The sequence below is a fragment of the Streptomyces sp. NBC_00878 genome, from assembly GCF_026341515.1.
GTDB lineage: Bacteria > Actinomycetota > Actinomycetes > Streptomycetales > Streptomycetaceae > Streptomyces.
The window spans coordinates 1,320,055-1,336,341 of the sequence record NZ_JAPEOK010000001.1; the positions used below are offsets into that span (position 1 = coordinate 1,320,055).

14 protein-coding genes are annotated in these 16,287 nt (G+C 70.4%); 2 read left to right on the top strand and 12 right to left on the bottom strand.

Annotation, left to right across the window (positions count from 1 at the left end):
- Positions 1–11: 11 nt before the first annotated feature.
- Together OHA11_RS05270 and OHA11_RS05275 are read right to left on the bottom strand one after the other, a co-directional pair.
- On the bottom strand, positions 12–917 hold the full coding sequence (locus OHA11_RS05270) for a universal stress protein (protein WP_266492453.1): 906 nt from the start codon (positions 915–917) through the stop codon (positions 12–14).
- Between the two features lie 163 nt (positions 918–1,080).
- Positions 1,081–1,710, bottom strand: a complete 630-nt coding sequence (locus OHA11_RS05275) for a hypothetical protein (protein WP_266492455.1) — start codon at positions 1,708–1,710, stop codon at positions 1,081–1,083.
- Positions 1,711–1,960: 250 nt separating this feature from the next.
- On the opposite strand from OHA11_RS05275, the gene OHA11_RS05280 reads away from it, so the two are divergent.
- Positions 1,961–3,685, top strand: coding sequence for a SulP family inorganic anion transporter (locus OHA11_RS05280; protein WP_266492457.1), 1,725 nt, complete (start codon positions 1,961–1,963; stop codon positions 3,683–3,685).
- Here the strand turns inward: OHA11_RS05280 and pflA are convergent.
- The 9 genes from pflA to OHA11_RS05325 all read right to left on the bottom strand — a co-directional run bounded on the left by pflA (position 3,679) and on the right by OHA11_RS05325 (position 14,470).
- The gene (pflA, locus tag OHA11_RS05285; protein WP_266492459.1) at positions 3,679–4,422 is read right to left on the bottom strand and encodes a pyruvate formate-lyase-activating protein; all 744 of its coding nucleotides are present in this window, start codon (positions 4,420–4,422) and stop codon (positions 3,679–3,681) included. The genes OHA11_RS05280 and pflA overlap by 7 nt on opposite strands.
- Positions 4,419–6,686, bottom strand: a complete 2,268-nt coding sequence (gene pflB / locus OHA11_RS05290) for a formate C-acetyltransferase (protein ID WP_266492461.1) — start codon at positions 6,684–6,686, stop codon at positions 4,419–4,421. The genes pflA and pflB overlap by 4 nt, the downstream gene beginning before the upstream one ends.
- A gap of 323 nt (positions 6,687–7,009) precedes the next feature.
- Entirely contained in the window at positions 7,010–7,933 is a 924-nt protein-coding gene (locus OHA11_RS05295) for a carbamate kinase (RefSeq protein ID WP_266492464.1), read from the bottom strand.
- 3 nt (positions 7,934–7,936) lie between these two features.
- Positions 7,937–8,938 carry an ornithine carbamoyltransferase gene (gene argF / locus OHA11_RS05300; RefSeq protein WP_266492465.1) on the bottom strand — a complete coding sequence of 334 codons (1,002 nt, stop codon included), beginning with the start codon at positions 8,936–8,938 and terminating at the stop codon, positions 7,937–7,939.
- A gap of 55 nt (positions 8,939–8,993) precedes the next feature.
- Positions 8,994–10,223 carry an arginine deiminase gene (locus tag OHA11_RS05305; RefSeq protein WP_266492466.1) on the bottom strand — a complete coding sequence of 410 codons (1,230 nt, stop codon included), beginning with the start codon at positions 10,221–10,223 and terminating at the stop codon, positions 8,994–8,996.
- Between the two features lie 45 nt (positions 10,224–10,268).
- The gene (locus OHA11_RS05310; protein WP_266492469.1) at positions 10,269–11,825 is read right to left on the bottom strand and encodes an APC family permease; all 1,557 of its coding nucleotides are present in this window, start codon (positions 11,823–11,825) and stop codon (positions 10,269–10,271) included.
- 195 nt (positions 11,826–12,020) lie between these two features.
- Positions 12,021–12,461: a pyridoxamine 5'-phosphate oxidase family protein gene (locus OHA11_RS05315; RefSeq protein ID WP_266492471.1), complete on the bottom strand. Its 441-nt coding sequence runs from the start codon at positions 12,459–12,461 to the stop codon at positions 12,021–12,023.
- Between the two features lie 226 nt (positions 12,462–12,687).
- On the bottom strand, positions 12,688–13,383 hold the full coding sequence (locus tag OHA11_RS05320) for a pyridoxamine 5'-phosphate oxidase family protein (protein WP_266492474.1): 696 nt from the start codon (positions 13,381–13,383) through the stop codon (positions 12,688–12,690).
- Positions 13,384–13,402: 19 nt separating this feature from the next.
- Positions 13,403–14,470: a zinc-dependent alcohol dehydrogenase family protein gene (locus OHA11_RS05325; RefSeq protein WP_266492476.1), complete on the bottom strand. Its 1,068-nt coding sequence runs from the start codon at positions 14,468–14,470 to the stop codon at positions 13,403–13,405.
- A gap of 273 nt (positions 14,471–14,743) precedes the next feature.
- On the opposite strand from OHA11_RS05325, the gene OHA11_RS05330 reads away from it, so the two are divergent.
- Positions 14,744–15,445: a CBS domain-containing protein gene (locus tag OHA11_RS05330; RefSeq protein ID WP_266492477.1), complete on the top strand. Its 702-nt coding sequence runs from the start codon at positions 14,744–14,746 to the stop codon at positions 15,443–15,445.
- A gap of 286 nt (positions 15,446–15,731) precedes the next feature.
- On the opposite strand, the gene OHA11_RS05335 is transcribed toward OHA11_RS05330, so the two are convergent.
- On the bottom strand, positions 15,732–16,154 hold the full coding sequence (locus OHA11_RS05335; protein WP_266492479.1) for an Hsp20/alpha crystallin family protein: 423 nt from the start codon (positions 16,152–16,154) through the stop codon (positions 15,732–15,734).
- Positions 16,155–16,287: the final 133 nt, after the last annotated feature.

A 16,287-nucleotide genomic window follows, 5' to 3' on the forward strand; every position in this document is an offset into this window, starting at 1 on the left:
TCCTCGGGTGGTCAGGCGTGCGGGACGACGGCGACGGGGGCGGTGGCGTGGTGGAGCACCGCGTGGGCGACCGGCCCTATGTGGGCGCCGATCGGGGATCGGCGGATCCGACGTCCGACGACGATCAGGGAGGCCTCGTGCGAGGCGTCCACCAGGTGGTTGGCGGGCTTGCCGGACCGGGACACCTCGACGACCTCGACAGCCGGGAACTTCTGCCGCCAGGGCCGCAGCACCTCGGCCAGGGAAGCGGCGTCCTGCTTGGCCAGGTGGGCGTCGAACTCGGGGTCCACCGACACCCCGTAGGCGAAGTAGGGCGGCACATTCCAGGCGTGGACGACGCGCAGGGAGGTGGCACGGCGTACCGCGGCCTCGAAGGCGAACTCGATCACCGATGCGTCGGGGCTTTCGGTGTCGAGCCCCAGGACGACGGGACGGTACGGGGCCGAGGCGGAGGGAATCCCCGCCGGATCCGGCATGTGCTCGTCGGCGGCCTGTTCCCCGGCCCGTACGAGGACGACGGGGCGCTCGGCGTGGGCGACGACGGCCAGGCCGACGGAGCCGACCATGAAGCCGCCGAGCCCGCTCAGGCCTCGCGAGCCGAGGGCCAGCAGCTCGGATTCCTTCGCCACCTCGGACAGCACGTCGCCGGGCCGGCCGGAAGGTTGCTCCACAGTGACGTCCACCCCGGGGTGACGCAGCCGGATGCCGTCGGCCGCCTCGCGGGGAATCCGCTCGGTCCAGTGCTGCTGTGTCTCGGCGCCGAGCAGTGGGGCCTGAGCCATGGGCTCCGGTACCGGCTCCCAAACGTTGACGATCTTCAGCGGCAGACCGCGCAGGTCTGCCTCTCGGGCCGCCCATTCGGCGGCGGCCCGGCTCTCGGGGGAACCGTCGAGGCCTACGGTGACGGTGCGCGACATGATTACGTACCTCCTGAACAGGGGATCTGATTCCAGGCTCGTGGCCGGAGCGGTCATGGTGCAGGGGCCGCAGGTCCTCGAAGGGGGCCGACCGGCCCTTTGCGCGCACGGGTTCGACGCGGGGTGCGGGGCCGTGAGCGGGACCCCGCACCCCTTCCCGTGGTCAGCGCAGCCAGCCGTTGTGCCGCACGAACGGCAGCTTCGCCCAGGGCTTCCCGGCCCCCCAGGTGTCGCCGGCCGAGGCAACGGCGAGGGCGATCAGGACGACGGCGTAGATGACGTGGTAGTCGACGAACGGGTTCGTGGACATGCTGGGCGCGCCGTCGGAGAGATGCTGTGCGGGCGGCCACTCGGCAATCCACATCAGCGCCATCATCGCGGCGCCCGCGACGGCCGCGAGCCGCAGCGCGAAGCCTCCGATCAGGGCGAGCCCCACGCCCAGCAGACCGGCCATGAACAGCCAGTCGGCCCAGGTGTCACCGGCCCAGGAGTGGAAGGTGGACTCCATCGGACCGGCGGCGACACCGCTCAGGAACCCCATGGTCGGCGAACCGCCGTCGATCCACCCCTTGCCGGACGGGGTCGCGTAGCCGAAGCCGAAGGTCTTGTCGAGGAAGGCCCACAGGAAGGCGAATCCGGTGAGCAGGCGCAGCGACGCGAAGGCGCGGGCCCGCAGCACGGCCGTGCCGGTGCTCGCCGACACGGCGGACGCAGAGGTGGACGCGGTCCGGTGCCCACGCCAGGAGGGCAGGTGGAAGCCCGGGCGCCGGTGAGGGTGCTCGTGGACGGCCATGATGGTGACCCCTTAGGGAATCGACGATGCCGGGCCTGTGCCCTGACACCGCTCACTCTTGTGGCGCGGGAGGGGGCGTCGCCCGATGCCGAAGGTCCGTGGCCGTAGGGCTGAACGGCCCCTTCCGCAGGGCCGGTTGGGAGCTGTGCCACAGAGCACACGGCAACGTCGCGGTGCGTCCGGGCAGGTCCGCCCGTCGCGGCCGTACGGTCACTCGTGGATCCTTGAGGCCGATGGCAGGAGGAGATCCATGGCCCAGCGCTCGGACGGACACGCCCCGGGGTGGCGCCGTCTGGCGCCCGGAGTCGCCGTACTGGCGGGCTACCGCCGCTCCTGGCTGCGTGGTGACCTGCTCGCCGGAGTCACCGTGGCCGCGTATCTCGTGCCGCAGGTCATGGCGTACGCGGGCGTCGCGGGGCTGCCGCCGGTTGCCGGGCTCTGGGCGATCCTGCCGGCCCTCGTCCTGTACGCCCTGCTGGGCTCGTCCCGGCTGCTCTCAGTCGGTCCCGAGTCCACGACCGCGCTCATGACGGCCGTCGTGGTCGGTCCGCTCGCCGCCGGTGACCCCGGCCGGTACGCCGTGCTGGCGGCCGCCCTCGCGTTCACCGTCGGCCTGCTGTGCGTGGCTGCCTGGGCGGCCCGGCTCGGCTTCGTCGCGGACCTGCTCTCCCGGCCGGTCCTCGTCGGCTACCTCGCGGGCGTGGCCCTGATCATGATGGTGGACCAGCTGTCCAAGCTCACCGGCGTACCGACCACGGGATCGGCGTTCTTCCCTCAGCTGTGGTCCTTCGCGCACAACCTTCCGGAGGCCCACCCGGCCACCGCCGTCCTCGCCGCCATCACGCTGGCCTTCCTGTTCGCCGTGCCGCGGTTCTCCCGTACCGTCCCGGGCCCGCTACTGGCCGTGGTGGTCGGTACGGCCGTGGTGGCAACTCTTGACCTCGACGACCGGTACGGAATCAAGGTGATCGGACAAGTCCCGGCGGGACTGCCCGGGTTCGCCCTGCCGGACCTGAGCGAGCTGCCGGACCTGCTGCTGCCCGCGCTCGGCGTGCTCCTCGTCGGCTACACCGACGTCATCCTCACGGCACGGGCCTTCAGCGGTCATTCCGACACCGGCCAACGACTCGACGCCAACCAGGAGTTGCTGGCCATGGGCGCCGCCAACCTCGGTGCGGGCGCGGTGCACGGTTTCCCGGTCAGCAGCAGCGCCAGCCGCACGGCGCTGGCCTCGTCGGCGGGCGGCCGCACCCAGGCCTACTCTCTCGTCGCCTGCGCGGCGGTCCTGGCCGTCCTGCTCCTCCTCAGCCCGCTGCTGGCCCGCACCCCCTCGGCCGTACTGGGCGCTCTGGTCGTCTACGCCGCCGTTCGCATGATCGACCTGGCGGGCTTCCGCCGACTGGCGTCCTTCCGCCGCCGCGAGCTCCTCCTGGCTCTCGGCTGTCTGACCGGGGTCCTGGTCCTGGACATCCTGTACGGGGTTCTGGTGGCCGTCGGCCTCTCGGTCGCGGAGCTGCTCACCCGGGTGGCCCGCCCGCACGACGCGGTGGAAGGGCTGGTCCCCGGGGTGCCCGGCATGCACGACGTGGACGACTATCCCGAGGCCCGCACCATCCCCGGTCTGCTCGTCTACCGCTACGACTCGCCGCTGTTCTTCGCCAACGCCGAGGACTTCCGGCGCCGCGCGCTGGCCGCCGTCGACGAACAGGACAGCCCGGTGCGCTGGTTCGTCCTCAACGCCGAGGCCAATGTCGAGGTCGACATCACGGCCCTGGACGCCGTCGACGCCCTGCGCAGCGAACTGACCGAGCGTGACATCGTGTTCGCACTGGCCCGCGTAAAACAGGATCTGCGGGACGACCTGGACGCGTACGGTCTGACCGAGTCCGTCGGCACCGGTCTGATCTTCCCGACGCTGCCGACCGCCGTGGCCGCGTACCGGTCCTGGTGCCGTGCTCGGGACGGTGCTCAGTAGGTCACGAGCCCGTGCTCCCTGAACTGGTCGCGAACCCGTTCGGTCAATGCCGGTTCGGGCACGGGGTTGTCGCGCAGCGGGAAGGGGATGTCCAGGGCTTCGTACTTCGAGGCGCCCAGCTTGTGGAACGGCAGGACGTCCACGCGGTCGACGTTGCCGAGGCCGGCGACGAAGCGAGCCAGTCCGTCGACCGCTTCGGGGTCGTCGGTCCAGCCGGGGACCAGGACGTAGCGGATCCACACCGGGATGCCCAGGCGGTCCAGGCGGGTGGCGAAGCTGAGAGTGGGGGCGAGTTCACCTCCGGTCAGTTTCCGGTACGTGGCGATCTCGAAGGCCTTGATGTCGAGCAGCACCAGGTCGGTGTCGGCGAGGAGTTCGTCGGTGGCCCGGACGCCGAGGAAGCCGGAGGTGTCCACGGCGGTGTGCAGTCCCGCCTCCTTGCAGCGACGCAGGACCGAGGCGGTGAAGGCGGGCTGGAGCAGTGGCTCACCGCCGGTGATCGTCACCCCTCCCCCGGCCGTCGTGATGAATCCCCGGTACTTGTCGATCTCCGCCATCACTTCGTCGACGGTGGCCTCCCGGCCGTCCCGCATGTGCCAGGTGTCGGGGTTGGCGCAGTACAGGCAGCGCAGCGGGCAGCCGTTGACGAAGAGGACGAACCGGGTTCCGGGGCCGTCCACGCCGGTGGACAGGTCCCAGGAGTGGATCCGGCCGGTGGTTCTCGTCACCGTGCTCACAGCGTTCCGTGGAAGGTGCGGCTGATCACGTCGAGCTGCTGCTCGCGGGTGAGGCGCACGAAGTTGACGGCGTATCCGGAGACCCGGATGGTCAGCTCCGGGTACTTCTCGGGGTGTTCCATTGCGTCCTCCAGCGTCGCCCGGTCGAGGACGTTGACGTTCATGTGGAAGCCGCCGGAGGCCGTGTACGCGTCGAGGATGCCCACCAGATGGCTCGCGCGCTCGGCGGGCGCGTGCCCCAGCCCTTCCGGGGTGATCGTCGTGGTCAGCGAGATGCCGTCACGGGCCTGCTCGTAGGGGAGCTTGGCGACCGAGAGCGCGCTGGCGGCCACCCCGTGCCGGTCGCGGCCGTTCATGGGGTTGGCGCCGGGTGCGAAGGGCTGTCCGGCACGGCGCCCGTCGGGTGTGTTCCCGGTGTGCTTGCCGTAGACGACGTTGGACGTGATGGTCAGCACCGACTGGGTGTGCTCGGCGTCGCGGTAGGTGGGGTGTGCGCGCACCTTCGCCATGAAGGACTTCACCAGCTCGACGGCGAGGGCGTCGACGCGGTCGTCGTTGTTGCCGTACGCCGGGTGGTCGCCCTCGGTCGCGTAGTCCACGGCCAGCCCGGTGTCGTCGCGGATCACCTTCACCCGTGCGTACTTGACGGCCGAGAGGCTGTCGGCCGCAACCGAGAGCCCGGCGATACCGCAGGCCATGAAGCGGTGCACGGGGTGGTCGTGCAGCGCCATCTCGATGCGCTCGTAGGCGTACTTGTCGTGCATGAAGTGGATGACGTTGAGCGTGTTGACGTAGGTGGCGGCCAGCCAGTCAAGCATCCGGTCGTACGCCTTCGACAGTTCCTCGTACTCCAGGTACTCGCCGGTCAGTGCGGGCGTCTCGGGGCCGATCTGCTCGCCGGTCATCTCGTCCCGGCCGCCGTTGATCGCGTACAGCAGGGCCTTGGCGAGGTTCACCCGGGCTCCGAAGAACTGCATCTGCCGGCCGACCGCCATCGCCGAGACGCAGCAGGCGATCGCCGTGTCGTCGCCGGTGCACGGGCGCATCAGCTCGTCGGACTCGTACTGGACCGCGCTGGTGTCGATGGACACCTGGGCGCAGAACCGCTTGAAGGCGTCGGGCAGCCGGGGCGACCACAGCACAGTCAGGTTGGGCTCCGGGGCGGGGCCGAGGTTGTAGAGCGTCTGGAGGAAGCGGAAGGAGGTACGGGTGACCAGAGGGCGTCCGTCGGTGCCGATGCCGCCGATGGACTCGGTCACCCAGGTCGGGTCGCCGGAGAACAGCGCGTCGTACTCGGGGGTGCGCAGGAACCGTACGATCCGCAGCTTGATCACGAAGTCGTCGATCAGCTCCTGGGCCCGGGTCTCGTCGATGCGGCCCTCGGTCAGGTCGCGCTGGAGGTAGACGTCCAGGAAGGTCGAGGTGCGGCCCAGCGACATCGCCGCGCCGTTCTGCTCCTTCACCGCGGCCAGATAGCCGAGGTAGAGCCACTGGACGGCCTCGTGCGCGGTGGCGGCGGGTCGGGTGACGTCGCAGCCGTACGAGGCGGCCATCTCTGCCAGCTCGCCCAACGCCCTTGTCTGCTCGGCCAGTTCCTCTCGGTCCCGGATGACGTCCGGAGTGGAGGGCCGCGCGTCCAGCAGGGCGCGTTCGGCACGCTTGGCCTCCGCGAGGCGGGTGGTGCCGTAGAGGGCCACCCTGCGGTAGTCGCCGATGATCCGGCCGCGACCGTAGGAGTCGGGCAGCCCGGTGATGATCCCGGCCTTGCGGGCGGCGCGCATCTCGGGGGTGTACGCGTCGAAGACTCCGTCGTTGTGGGTCTTGCGGTAGGTGCCGAAAACCCTGGTGACGAAGGGGTCGGCCGCGTAGCCGTACGCCTTGAGTCCGTTCTCGACCATCCGCAGGCCGCCGTTCGGCATGATCGCGCGCTTCAGCGGGGCGTCGGTCTGCAGGCCGACGATCAGCTCCCGCTCGCGGTCGATGTATCCGGGCGCGTGCGAGGTGATCGTCGACGGGGTCGCGGTGTCGACGTCCAGGATGCCCCTGCGCCGCTCTTCCGGGAACAGCGCGACGATCTTCTGCCACACGGTGCGGGTGCGCTCCGTGGGACCGGCGAGGAAGGCTGCGTCGCCTTCGTACGGGGTGTAGTTGGCCTGGATGAAGTCGCGCACGTCGATGTGGTCGCGCCAGTGCCGGCCCGTGAAACCGTGCCACGCGGACCCGGGTGCCTGTGCCTGCACGCTGGTTGGTGCCACCGTCGCCATCACTGCCTCCGCATACCTTCATGACGCGTCCGCGGAATCCCGTGGACGTCTCTGCTGTCGATACTCGTCCGGGCGGCAGGCGCGGAACAGGGCCGTCGGGAGCCCTCGACGACGCCGATCGGCCCAGGAAAAGCAGGTCGTCCGGGCCGGTGTTCCCGCCTCGATGGGGCCGATCGGCCCTCTCGCACCAGACACCGGACAGGAGACACCCGGCATCCGGCATCCGGCATCCGGCGCGGCGACACGACGTCGCCGTGTCATCGACAGCTGCCCCGTGGTTCCCGCACCAAGGGCCCGGTGTGCCGCCTCATGAGACGGCACACCTAGACGATGGGCAGTTCGGGCCGGATGAGGGTGCCGGCGTTTCCGTGGACGATCTCGTACGCGGCGTCGAGGGCTCCGATCGCCGCCAGGCCTCCCGTGCGTTCGACGAACCGGGCGGCCGCCTCCGTCTTGGGCTTCATCGAACCGTCCGGAAAGCCGCCTCGGCGCAGCTCGTCGGGCGTGGCGTCGAGGACGGGCCGCTGCTGCGGAGTGCCGAAGTCGGCGTACACGTTCGGGACGTCGGTGAGGATCAGCAGGAAGTCGGCCTTCAGCTCCTCGGCGAGCAGGGCCGCGGTGAGGTCCTTGTCGATGACGGCTTCGACCCCCCGCAAAGTGCTGGTGTCGTTGTCGGCCGTGACAGGGATGCCCCCGCCGCCGGCGCAGATGACCAGCGTGCCGCAGGTGAGCAGATCGTGGATGGTGTCGCTCTCCACGATCCGCTCGGGAGCCGGAGAAGCCACGACACGGCGCCAGCCGGTGGTGTCCTCGGCGATGTGCCAGCCGCGTGCCCGGGCGAGCGACCGGGCCCGCTCCCGGGGGTACACCTGGCCGACGAACTTGGTGGGACGGTCGAAGGCGGGGTCGTCGGCCCGGACCACGGTGTGGGTGACCAGCGAGGCGATCCGCCGCCCGGGCAGAACACCACGCAGGGTGCGGGCCAGCAGTGACCCGATCATCCCCTGGGTCTGGGCACCGAGAACGTCCAGCGGATACGGGACGCTCAGGGCGGGGTCGGAGGCACTTTCGACAGCGAGCAGACCGATCTGGGGCCCGTTGCCGTGGGTGATGACGAGATCGTGCTCATGGGCGAGCGCCGCGAGTGCGGTGACAGCCCGGTCGATGTTGGCCCGCTGGATCTCCGCATCGGGGCGTTCTCCCCTGCGCAGCAGGGCGTTGCCACCCAGGGCGACGACAATCCGCATGGTTCAGTCCTCCAGGGTGGCGACGAGCACGGCCTTGATGGTGTGCAGCCGGTTCTCGGCCTGGTCGAAGACAAGGGAGGCGGGCGAGGAGAAGACCTCGTCGGTGACTTCGAGCCCGTCCAGGCCGTAGGTGTCGAACAGTTCGCGGCCCAGCCGGGTGCGCCGGTCGTGCAGAGCCGGCAGGCAGTGCATGAACTGCACGTCCGGGTTACCGGTCGTCGCCAGCGTCTTGTCGTTGACCTGGTACGGGAGCAGCATCTCGATCCGCTCCCGCCAGGTCTCGGCCGGCTCGCCCATGGAGACCCAGACGTCGGTGTGCAGGAAGTCGGCGTGGCGTACGGCGGTTTCGACGTCCTCGGTGAGAGTGATGCGGGCTCCGCTGCGTGCGGCGAGCTCGTGGCAGGCGGTGACCAGCCCGGGGTCGGGCCACAGCGCCCGGGGAGCGGCGATGCGTACGTCCATGCCGAGCAGGGCGCCCATCGAGAGCAGCGAGTTGCCCATGTTGTTGCGGGCGTCTCCGAGATAGCAGTAGCTGATCTCCGTCACGGGTTTGTGGCTGTGCTCGCGCATGGTGAGGATGTCGCACAGGCTCTGCGTGGGATGGGCCGTGTCGGTCAGGCCGTTGAAGACCGGGACGCCGGCGTGTTCGGCGAGTTCGGCGACGATGGACTGGGCAGAGCCGCGGTACTCGATGCCGTCGAACATCCGGCCGAGGACGCGGGCGGTGTCGCGTACGGACTCCTTGGTGCCCAAGTGGGTGTCGCCGGGGCCGAGATACGTGGTGGCGGCGCCCTGGTCGGCTGCGGCGATCTCGAACGCGCAGCGGGTGCGGGTGGAGGTCTTCTCGAAGACCAGCGCAAGATTCCTGCCGGCGAGGCGGGGTCGCTCGGTGCCTGAGCGCTTGGCTGCCTTGAGGTCGGCGGCGAGGTCCAGCAGGTGGTGGATCTCGCGTGCGGTGAAGTCGAGTTCGCCCAGGTAGGAGCGGCCTCGCAGATCGACAGCCATGACGTGTCCTTGTCGGTGTCGGTGTCGGTGTCGGTGTGCCGGTGTGCGGGTGTGGTCAGATGACCGGATCGCGTTCGACAGGGCAGCTCATGCAGCGGGGGCCGCCGCGGCCCCGGCCGAGTTCGGCCCCGGCGACGGTGATCACCTCGATGCCCTGTTTGCGCAGGTAGGTGTTGGTCGTGACGTTCCGCTCGTAGCCGACGACGACTCCGGGGGCGACGGCGAGGAAGTTGCTTCCGTCGTCCCACTGTTCGCGTTCGGCGGCCCGGACGTCCTGCGGCGCGGAGAGCATGCGGACCTTGTCCAGGTCGAGGGCCTCGGCCAGGGCGGTGACAAGGTCCGAGTCGGGTACGACGTCGAAGCCGGACTCACGGTCGGCGCTCGGCAGGAGGGTCCAGGAGCGGAGGGAGTCGGCGAGGCCCGGGTAGATGGCGAAGGCGTCGCGGTCCACCATCGTGAGCACGGTGTCGAGGTGCATGTAGGCGCGGCTGGACGGGAGTTGGACTGCGATCAGCCGACGGGCCGTGCCGTCCGCGAAGAGGCGGGCGGCCAGGATCTCGACGGCCTGGGTGGTGGTGCGTTCGCCCATGCCCACCATGACTGTCCCGTTGCCGAGAACGTGTACGTCGCCGCCTTCGAGGGTGGCCGGTCCCCCGTATGCCGAAATCCCCTCCAGGATCGGGGCGTTGGCGTTCCCCGCGAACATCGGGTGGAAGCGGTAGATCGCCGCGGCGTGCAGGCTCTCGCGTCGCCGGGCGGGCATGGCCATGGGATTGACGGCGAGCCGGTCGTAGATCCAGCAGGAGTTGTCCCGCGGGAACAGGTGGTTGGGCAGCGGTGCGAGGGCGAAGTCCTCCGAGTCCAGTGCGTTCCAGACCAGGCTGTGCGGGGCCGCGAGCGGAAGGTCGTGCTTGAGCAGGCCGCCGATCAGGTGGCCCGCCAGGGTTTCCCCGTCCAGTTGGGTGCACAGTTCCCGTACCGGCTCGGCCAGCGCCGGGCCGACGGTCGCCGAGGTGACCACCTGGTCCAGCAGCCAGGTACGGGCTTGCGGTATGTCCAGGGTCCGGGCGAGCAGTTCGGCGAAGTAGTGCACGCGGACGCCCTGGTCGCGCAGAGCCTGGGCGAAGGCGTCGTGCTCCTCGCGGGCCCGCTTGGCCCACAGGATGTCGTCGAAGAGCAGTGCGTCGACGTTGCGGGGCGTCAGCCGGGACAGTTCGACTCCGGGCCGATGCAGGATCACCTGTCGGAGCCGGCCGACCTCGGAGTCGACGTGGAAGACGGTCATGGCGGAGCGCTCCTCGGGGAGTTGGGGGGGAGACGAATCGGGAGGTCAGTCGTGGTGACGGCGGTTGATCCGGTTGAGCTCGATGACGGGCGCCGAGCGGTCGCCGAGAGGCGCGCGGCGCGGACGCGTCGCGGTCTCCGGCGCCCGCCCTCCGGACTCGGTCTCGGGCGCCGGGGCCGGAGCCGGAGCCGGAGCCGACGGAGTGACGGCGGCCGAGGCCTCCGCGGTTTCCCCGAACTCACCGCGGTCACGCTTCAGCCAGATGTAGACCGGCAGCCCCAGCAGCAGCACGAACAGCCCGTAGTAGACGGTCTGGTAGCCGCTGCCCTGGATCGACCAGTAGGAGAAGGCCATCGCCAGCACGGAAACGGTGACGTCCCGCGCGAGCCGCCGCTTGCCGAGGCTTTCCCGGCCGCGCACCAGCAGCCAGTACAGCTGGGCGGCGGCGGAGAACAGATACGGGATCACCGCGGTGAGCACGCTCAGCAGCACGATCTTGGTGAAGACGTCCTCGAAGCGCGTGTAGCTGAACACCGTGATCAACGAGGCGAGGACGGTGGACGCCACGATGCCGAAGACCGGGACGCCGCCGGCGCCGCGCAGCTTCGCGAAGGCCCCCGGGAAGAGTCCGTCGCGGGCAGCGGCGTACGGCATCTCGGCGCAGATCATGGTCCAGCCGTTCAGCGCGCCGATACCGGAGATGATCGCGGCCACGGCCACGGCGTCGCCCGCCCAGGTCCCGCCGAAGATGTTGTTCGCGGCGTCGGTGAACGGTGCGGTGGATGCGCTCAGTTCGCCGTGCGAGACCGTGCCGAAGACGGCGAGGGTGCCCAGGATGTAGATGACGGCGCAGGCCAGGGTGCCGTACACGGTGGCGCGCGGCACGTTGCGTCCGGGCTCGCGGACCCGCCCGGCGACCACGGAGGCGGCTTCCAGGCCCAGGTAGCTGAACAGGGCGATGGCCGCGGCCGCCGAGATCGCGCCCAGCGCGGACTGCCCACTGGCGTTGAAGGTGCCGAAGTTGTCCGGGTCGATGAACAACAGACCGATCGAGGCCATGAAGACCAGCGGGATGAACTTCAGGACGGTGGTGACGACTTGGAAGGCACCCGTGTTCTTCGCGCCGGTGAGGTTGATCGCGGCCGGGATCCACAGGCCGATCAGGGCAATGAGCACCGAAGTCCCGGTGCGATGGCCGGTGTTGACGAACACCTCGACGTACCCGACCCAGGCCACCACGATGGCGGCGTTGCCCGCCCAGGCGGTGATCCAGTACGACCAGGCGTTGAGGAACCCGGTGAACTCGCCGAACGCCTCTCGGGCGTACACGTACGGGCCTCCGCTGCCCGGGACACGCTTGGACAACGACCCGAAGGTCACCGCCAGAGCCAGGGCTCCGAGGGTGACTGCGACGAAGGCCACCAGCGAAATCGGCCCGTACGGTGCGAGAGCCGACGGGAGCGCGAAGACTCCGGTGCCGATGATGCTGCCGATCACCAGCGCGGTCGCCGCCGGAAGTCCGAGCGCCTGTTTTGCGCCGGGGGGTGGGGCCACCGCCCCCGAGCCGTCGGCATGTTCGGGTCCTCGCTCGGTCGCGGACATGGCCGTGCTCCTTCATCTGACTGTTCCAGCAGGGGAGTTGATCTGGGACCGATCCTGCTGCGCGGGAGCATCCGCGGTCAGTGGCCACCTGTCCCCCAGCGGGACCGTTGGTCCCTACGACCTCGTCCCGATCGGCCCATCGATGACAGCGGCGCGCCCCGCACCAGCCGGGTGCGGGGCGCATGACCCGGAGGTTCAGGAGGAGAGGTCCACCCCGTAGATCGTGCGACCGCCGACGAGTTCACGACCGGTGACCAGCTCGGCCTCGATGCGTACGAAGACTTCCCCGGGTGCGGCGACCCAGGAGTGCGGGCCGGTCAGGGACAGCCGCCTGTGCTCGGCGGTATCGGTGACCACGGTGGCGTGTCCGGTGATGACGACGCTCCAGCCGGAGTGCGCGACGGCGTCGAGCTCGTCCGCCTCGAAGGCGACCACCACACCGTCGACAGCGCGGGACAGTTCCGAGTCCGCCGCGGTACGCAGCAGCACGGCGGAATCGCCGTCCAGGGCGAAGTCGACCGGCAGGACCGCGGGCAGGGCGTGACGGGTGTGGACAATGCGGCCGACGGGCGCCCCGGCCAACAGGCGCAGGCACTCCTGCCGGTCGAGTTCGCGGAATCCGTCGTTGGGGTGCATCGGGCGCTCCAGCTCTCACGTGGTACAGCGGTATGTGTCCCATGCTGTGCGCCTGCGGTGGCGGGGACATGAGTCCACCGGTTCACGACTGCCGGAGAGTGGCCCCCGACGGTGTCGCCCGCGGGCGCGCGTCTGAGCATTCCGCCGTTATGTCGTGGGAGGGCCCGGGCCCTCCCACGACATAACGGCGGTACCGGCCGCGTCTCCGTTCACACAGCTCGCGGCATCAGCGCACCGTGATCGAGCGCCCGGTGATGTCGGCGGCGTCGATGGACACCCACGTGTTCCGCTCGCCGCCCGCCCATGGACCGCTGTACGCCCGCTCCTCCAGCCGGCGTACGGCGTCGGGGCCGGTCACCTCGCGGGCGCGACCGCGCACGAGCACGCTCCAGCCCCGGCTGAGCGCCTCGTCGATGTGGTCGACCTCGAAGGCGACCTGCTGCCCGGCGGCAGCCGCGGGCGCCGTGCCGGGCGCCGTCCGGAAGGTGACCGCACCGTCGACGACGCTGTAGTTCACGGGAACGACAACTGGACCGGTGGGCGTGGACATGGCGAGTCTTCCGACACCGTGCGTCGACAGCCGTGCGCGGCACTCCTCGGTGCTCAGCTTCACGAGATCCGGGTGGCCAGCGGCCCGGCCGACACCCGGCGGCAGGTCGGCGTCACCACCGCGCAGGGCCACAACCGTGGTCTCCAGGGCGTCGGCGAGCCGGATGAGGACGCCGGTGCCGGGCGTGGCGGTGGACTGTTCCTCCAGGTACTGGAGGTAGCTGGGGACCGTACCCGCCCGCTCGGCGGTCTCCTGCCGGGTCAGGCCGAGTTCCCCGCGGCGCTGGGCGATGCGCCGCCCGATGTCGCCCCGTGCGGCGTACGCCGCCGCGGACGCCGCGTTCGCGGCGTTCGGTGGTGTGTGTTCCGGCATCACCGGTCACTTCCTCCTGTCAGGACGCCCTGACCGTCAGGACGTCGTGCGGCTGCCCGCCGAGGACCACTTTGAGCGCGCCGGTGTCGGCGGCACGGGAGAAGACGTCGTACGCCTCTTCCATCTGCTCCAGCTGGAAGGTGTGGGTGACCATCGACGAGGCGGGCAGGCGGCCCCCTGCCATCATGCGCAGCAGGGTCGGGGTGGACGACGTGTCGACCAGCCCGGTGGTGATCGTCACGTTCTTGATCCACAGGTCTTCGAGGTGCAGCACGGCGGGCTTGCCGTGCACACCGACGTTGGCCACGTGTCCGCCCTGCCGCACCATGCGCGTGCACATCTCGAAGGTTTCCGGGATTCCGACCGCTTCGACGACCACATCGGCCCCCAGGCCTTCGGTGAGGTCGGCGACCAGCGATTCGGCCTCGCCCGCGAGGGCCACGGCGTCGGCGCCGAAGTGCTTGGCCGCGTCCAGCCGGGCCGGGGCGAGGTCCACCGCGATGATCCTCTCGGGTGTGTACAGCCGGGCGGCGGCGATCGTGGCGAGGCCAATGGGACCGGCACCCACGACGGCGACGGTGTCTCCGGGCCGTACCCGGCCGTTCAGCACACCCACTTCGTAGGCCGTGGGGAAGATGTCGGCCAGCAGCACGGCGTCCTTGCTTTCCAAGGCGCCTGGAAGCAGGTGCGTGGACAGGTCTGCGTGGGGCACGCGGACGTACTCGGCCTGCGTGCCGTTGATCAGGTGGCCGAGGATCCAGCCTCCGCCGCCGCGGCACTGCCCGTACGATCCCTCCCGGCAGAAGCGGCAGCGGCCGCACGCCGTGATGCACGAGACGAGCACCCTGTCGCCGGGACGGACAGTGCGTACGTCGCTGCCGACCTCGACGATCTCGCCGACGGCCTCGTGGCCGAGGACCGTTCCCGGACGTACCTCGGGTACGTCGCCCTTGAGGATGTGCAGGTCCGTTCCGCAGATGGTGACGGTGTCGACGCGGACGACCGCGTCGGTGGCGTCCTGGATACCGGGGTCCGCGACATCTTCCCAGGCGGACTGTCCGGGGCCGTGGAAGACGAGTGCCTTCATGACGATCCCTTCCCTCGGTGTACCGGCCGGTCGTGGCGACCGCTTCTGCGCGAGGCCCCGGTTGTGGCCAGCCGGTGCCGCCTCACATATCCAGCCTGACCGGGATGGATGCCGCCCGCATGGGCCGGTCGGCCCTCACCTCGGGAAGACCGGCAGGGCCGGTTCGGACCGTTCGGCAGCAGGCGGGGCCCACCAGCCCCTGCGGAGACGTGCCCGGATACCGGACAGTGGACAGGGGAAGCACTGAGAACCAAGCCGAAGGAGGCGGGAGCCATGCGGCACCGCATCGTCAGCGAACTGATGACAACAGAGGTTGTGAGCGTGCGACAGGACACGGCCTTCACGGAGATCGCCAAACTGCTCGCCGAGCACGACATCACGGCCGTTCCGGTCGTGGACGACAACGACCGCCCCGTCGGAGTGGTGTCCGAAGCGGACCTGCTGCGCAAGGAGGCAGGCCGGCTCGATGCGGCGGCAGTGCCCGGACTCGCCCCGCGGACCGCCGCACGGGCCAAGGCCGAGGCGACCACGGCCGGTGGGCTCATGACCAGCCCCGCCGTCACCGCCCGCCCGGAATGGACGGCGGTCGAGGCCGCCCGGGCGATGGAGCGGAACCGGGTCAAGCGACTGCCGGTGGCGGACGGGAGCGGCAGGCTGATCGGCGTGATCAGCCGCGCCGACCTGCTGCGGGTCTTCCTGCGCGGGGACAGCGCCATCCGCGAGGAGATCACCGGGGACGTCCTGGTGCACACGCTGGGTGTCCCGCCCACAGCGGTGACCGTTCACGTGGTGGACGGCCGGGTCACCCTGCGCGGAACCGTCGAGCGCAGGAGCACCATTCCCGTGGTCGTGCGGCTGTGCCGCAGTGTCGACGGCGTGGTCGAGGTCTCGGAACACCTGGATCACCGGGTCGACGACACGGACGGCCCGGCATCGGGCATCGGCTCCTCGCGACGTGACCAGCTGTCGCCCTGACGAGCCGCGGTCACACTCACCCGGCCGCCCGGACCGGCGAGCAGCGCCGCCCTGCCCTGCTCCCAGTCGCCTCGTACTGTCCCGGGCACGCGTGCCTCGCTCGGCGAAGCCCACCGCGACGGCAGCGTCGCGCAGGTCGAGCAGCAGACGGCGAAGGTGACGCATGACCCGGCCCCCCAGTGACCGTGCCGAACGCCGAGACAATGGCGGTCGGGCGAAAAAAGATGCGCGGCCGGAAGAACGTACCGGCCGCGCACACTTGATGCGGCTTGGCGCGAGCGCGCGCTCAGGCGTGCCGCACCGGGATGGTCCGGGTACCCGTCTTCGTCTCCGGCACCGGAACCGTGATGGTCAGAACACCATCCTTGTAGTCGGCGGTCGCCTCGTCGCCCTTGGCCCCGGCCGGCAGCCGGACGGCGCGGGCGAAGGTGCCGTAGCGGAACTCCGTGTGGTGCTTCTGCGTTGCCTCCTCAGCGCGCTCGGCGCGAAGCGTCAGAACGCCTTCCGTAACAGTGATCTCGACATCCTTGGACGGGTCGATGCCCGGAAGCTCGGCCCGCAGCACGTACGTCCCGTCCGCCAGGTCTTCCTCCACACGGATGCCGTGCAGCCCTGGGGCGGTGCGCATACCGGGGAACCCGGCCTCGGCCCAGCCGAACAGGTCGGGCAGCGGCGGCCAGCCCGGCAGCCGCTCGATCATGCCGCTCATGTCTCCCTCCCTCTCTCGTTCACTGCTTCCAGGATCGCGCGCCCGGGCCGGGACGTGTGTGGGCCGACCGGCCCTCAGGGGACCCGGTCGGCCCTGTCGGCCGGTCGTCCGGCCACTCCTCACACCGGTGCGG

Excerpts from the sequence above, each read along its gene's own strand:
- OHA11_RS05320 (WP_266492474.1), bottom strand. The coding sequence starts at position 13,383 with ATGCCGGAACACACACCACCGAACGCCGCGAACGCGGCGTCCGCGGCG.
- OHA11_RS05280 (WP_266492457.1), top strand. The coding sequence starts at position 1,961 with ATGGCCCAGCGCTCGGACGGACACGCCCCGGGGTGGCGCCGTCTGGCG.
- OHA11_RS05275 (WP_266492455.1), bottom strand. The coding sequence starts at position 1,710 with ATGGCCGTCCACGAGCACCCTCACCGGCGCCCGGGCTTCCACCTGCCC.
- OHA11_RS05315 (WP_266492471.1), bottom strand. The coding sequence starts at position 12,461 with ATGCACCCCAACGACGGATTCCGCGAACTCGACCGGCAGGAGTGCCTG.
- OHA11_RS05270 (WP_266492453.1), bottom strand. The coding sequence starts at position 917 with ATGTCGCGCACCGTCACCGTAGGCCTCGACGGTTCCCCCGAGAGCCGG.
- OHA11_RS05335 (WP_266492479.1), bottom strand. The coding sequence starts at position 16,154 with ATGAGCGGCATGATCGAGCGGCTGCCGGGCTGGCCGCCGCTGCCCGAC.
- OHA11_RS05305 (WP_266492466.1), bottom strand. The coding sequence starts at position 10,223 with ATGACCGTCTTCCACGTCGACTCCGAGGTCGGCCGGCTCCGACAGGTG.
- pflB (WP_266492461.1), bottom strand. The coding sequence starts at position 6,686 with ATGGCGACGGTGGCACCAACCAGCGTGCAGGCACAGGCACCCGGGTCC.
- OHA11_RS05325 (WP_266492476.1), bottom strand. The coding sequence starts at position 14,470 with ATGAAGGCACTCGTCTTCCACGGCCCCGGACAGTCCGCCTGGGAAGAT.
- OHA11_RS05295 (WP_266492464.1), bottom strand. The coding sequence starts at position 7,933 with ATGCGGATTGTCGTCGCCCTGGGTGGCAACGCCCTGCTGCGCAGGGGA.
- argF (WP_266492465.1), bottom strand. The coding sequence starts at position 8,938 with ATGGCTGTCGATCTGCGAGGCCGCTCCTACCTGGGCGAACTCGACTTC.
- OHA11_RS05310 (WP_266492469.1), bottom strand. The coding sequence starts at position 11,825 with ATGTCCGCGACCGAGCGAGGACCCGAACATGCCGACGGCTCGGGGGCG.
- OHA11_RS05330 (WP_266492477.1), top strand. The coding sequence starts at position 14,744 with ATGCGGCACCGCATCGTCAGCGAACTGATGACAACAGAGGTTGTGAGC.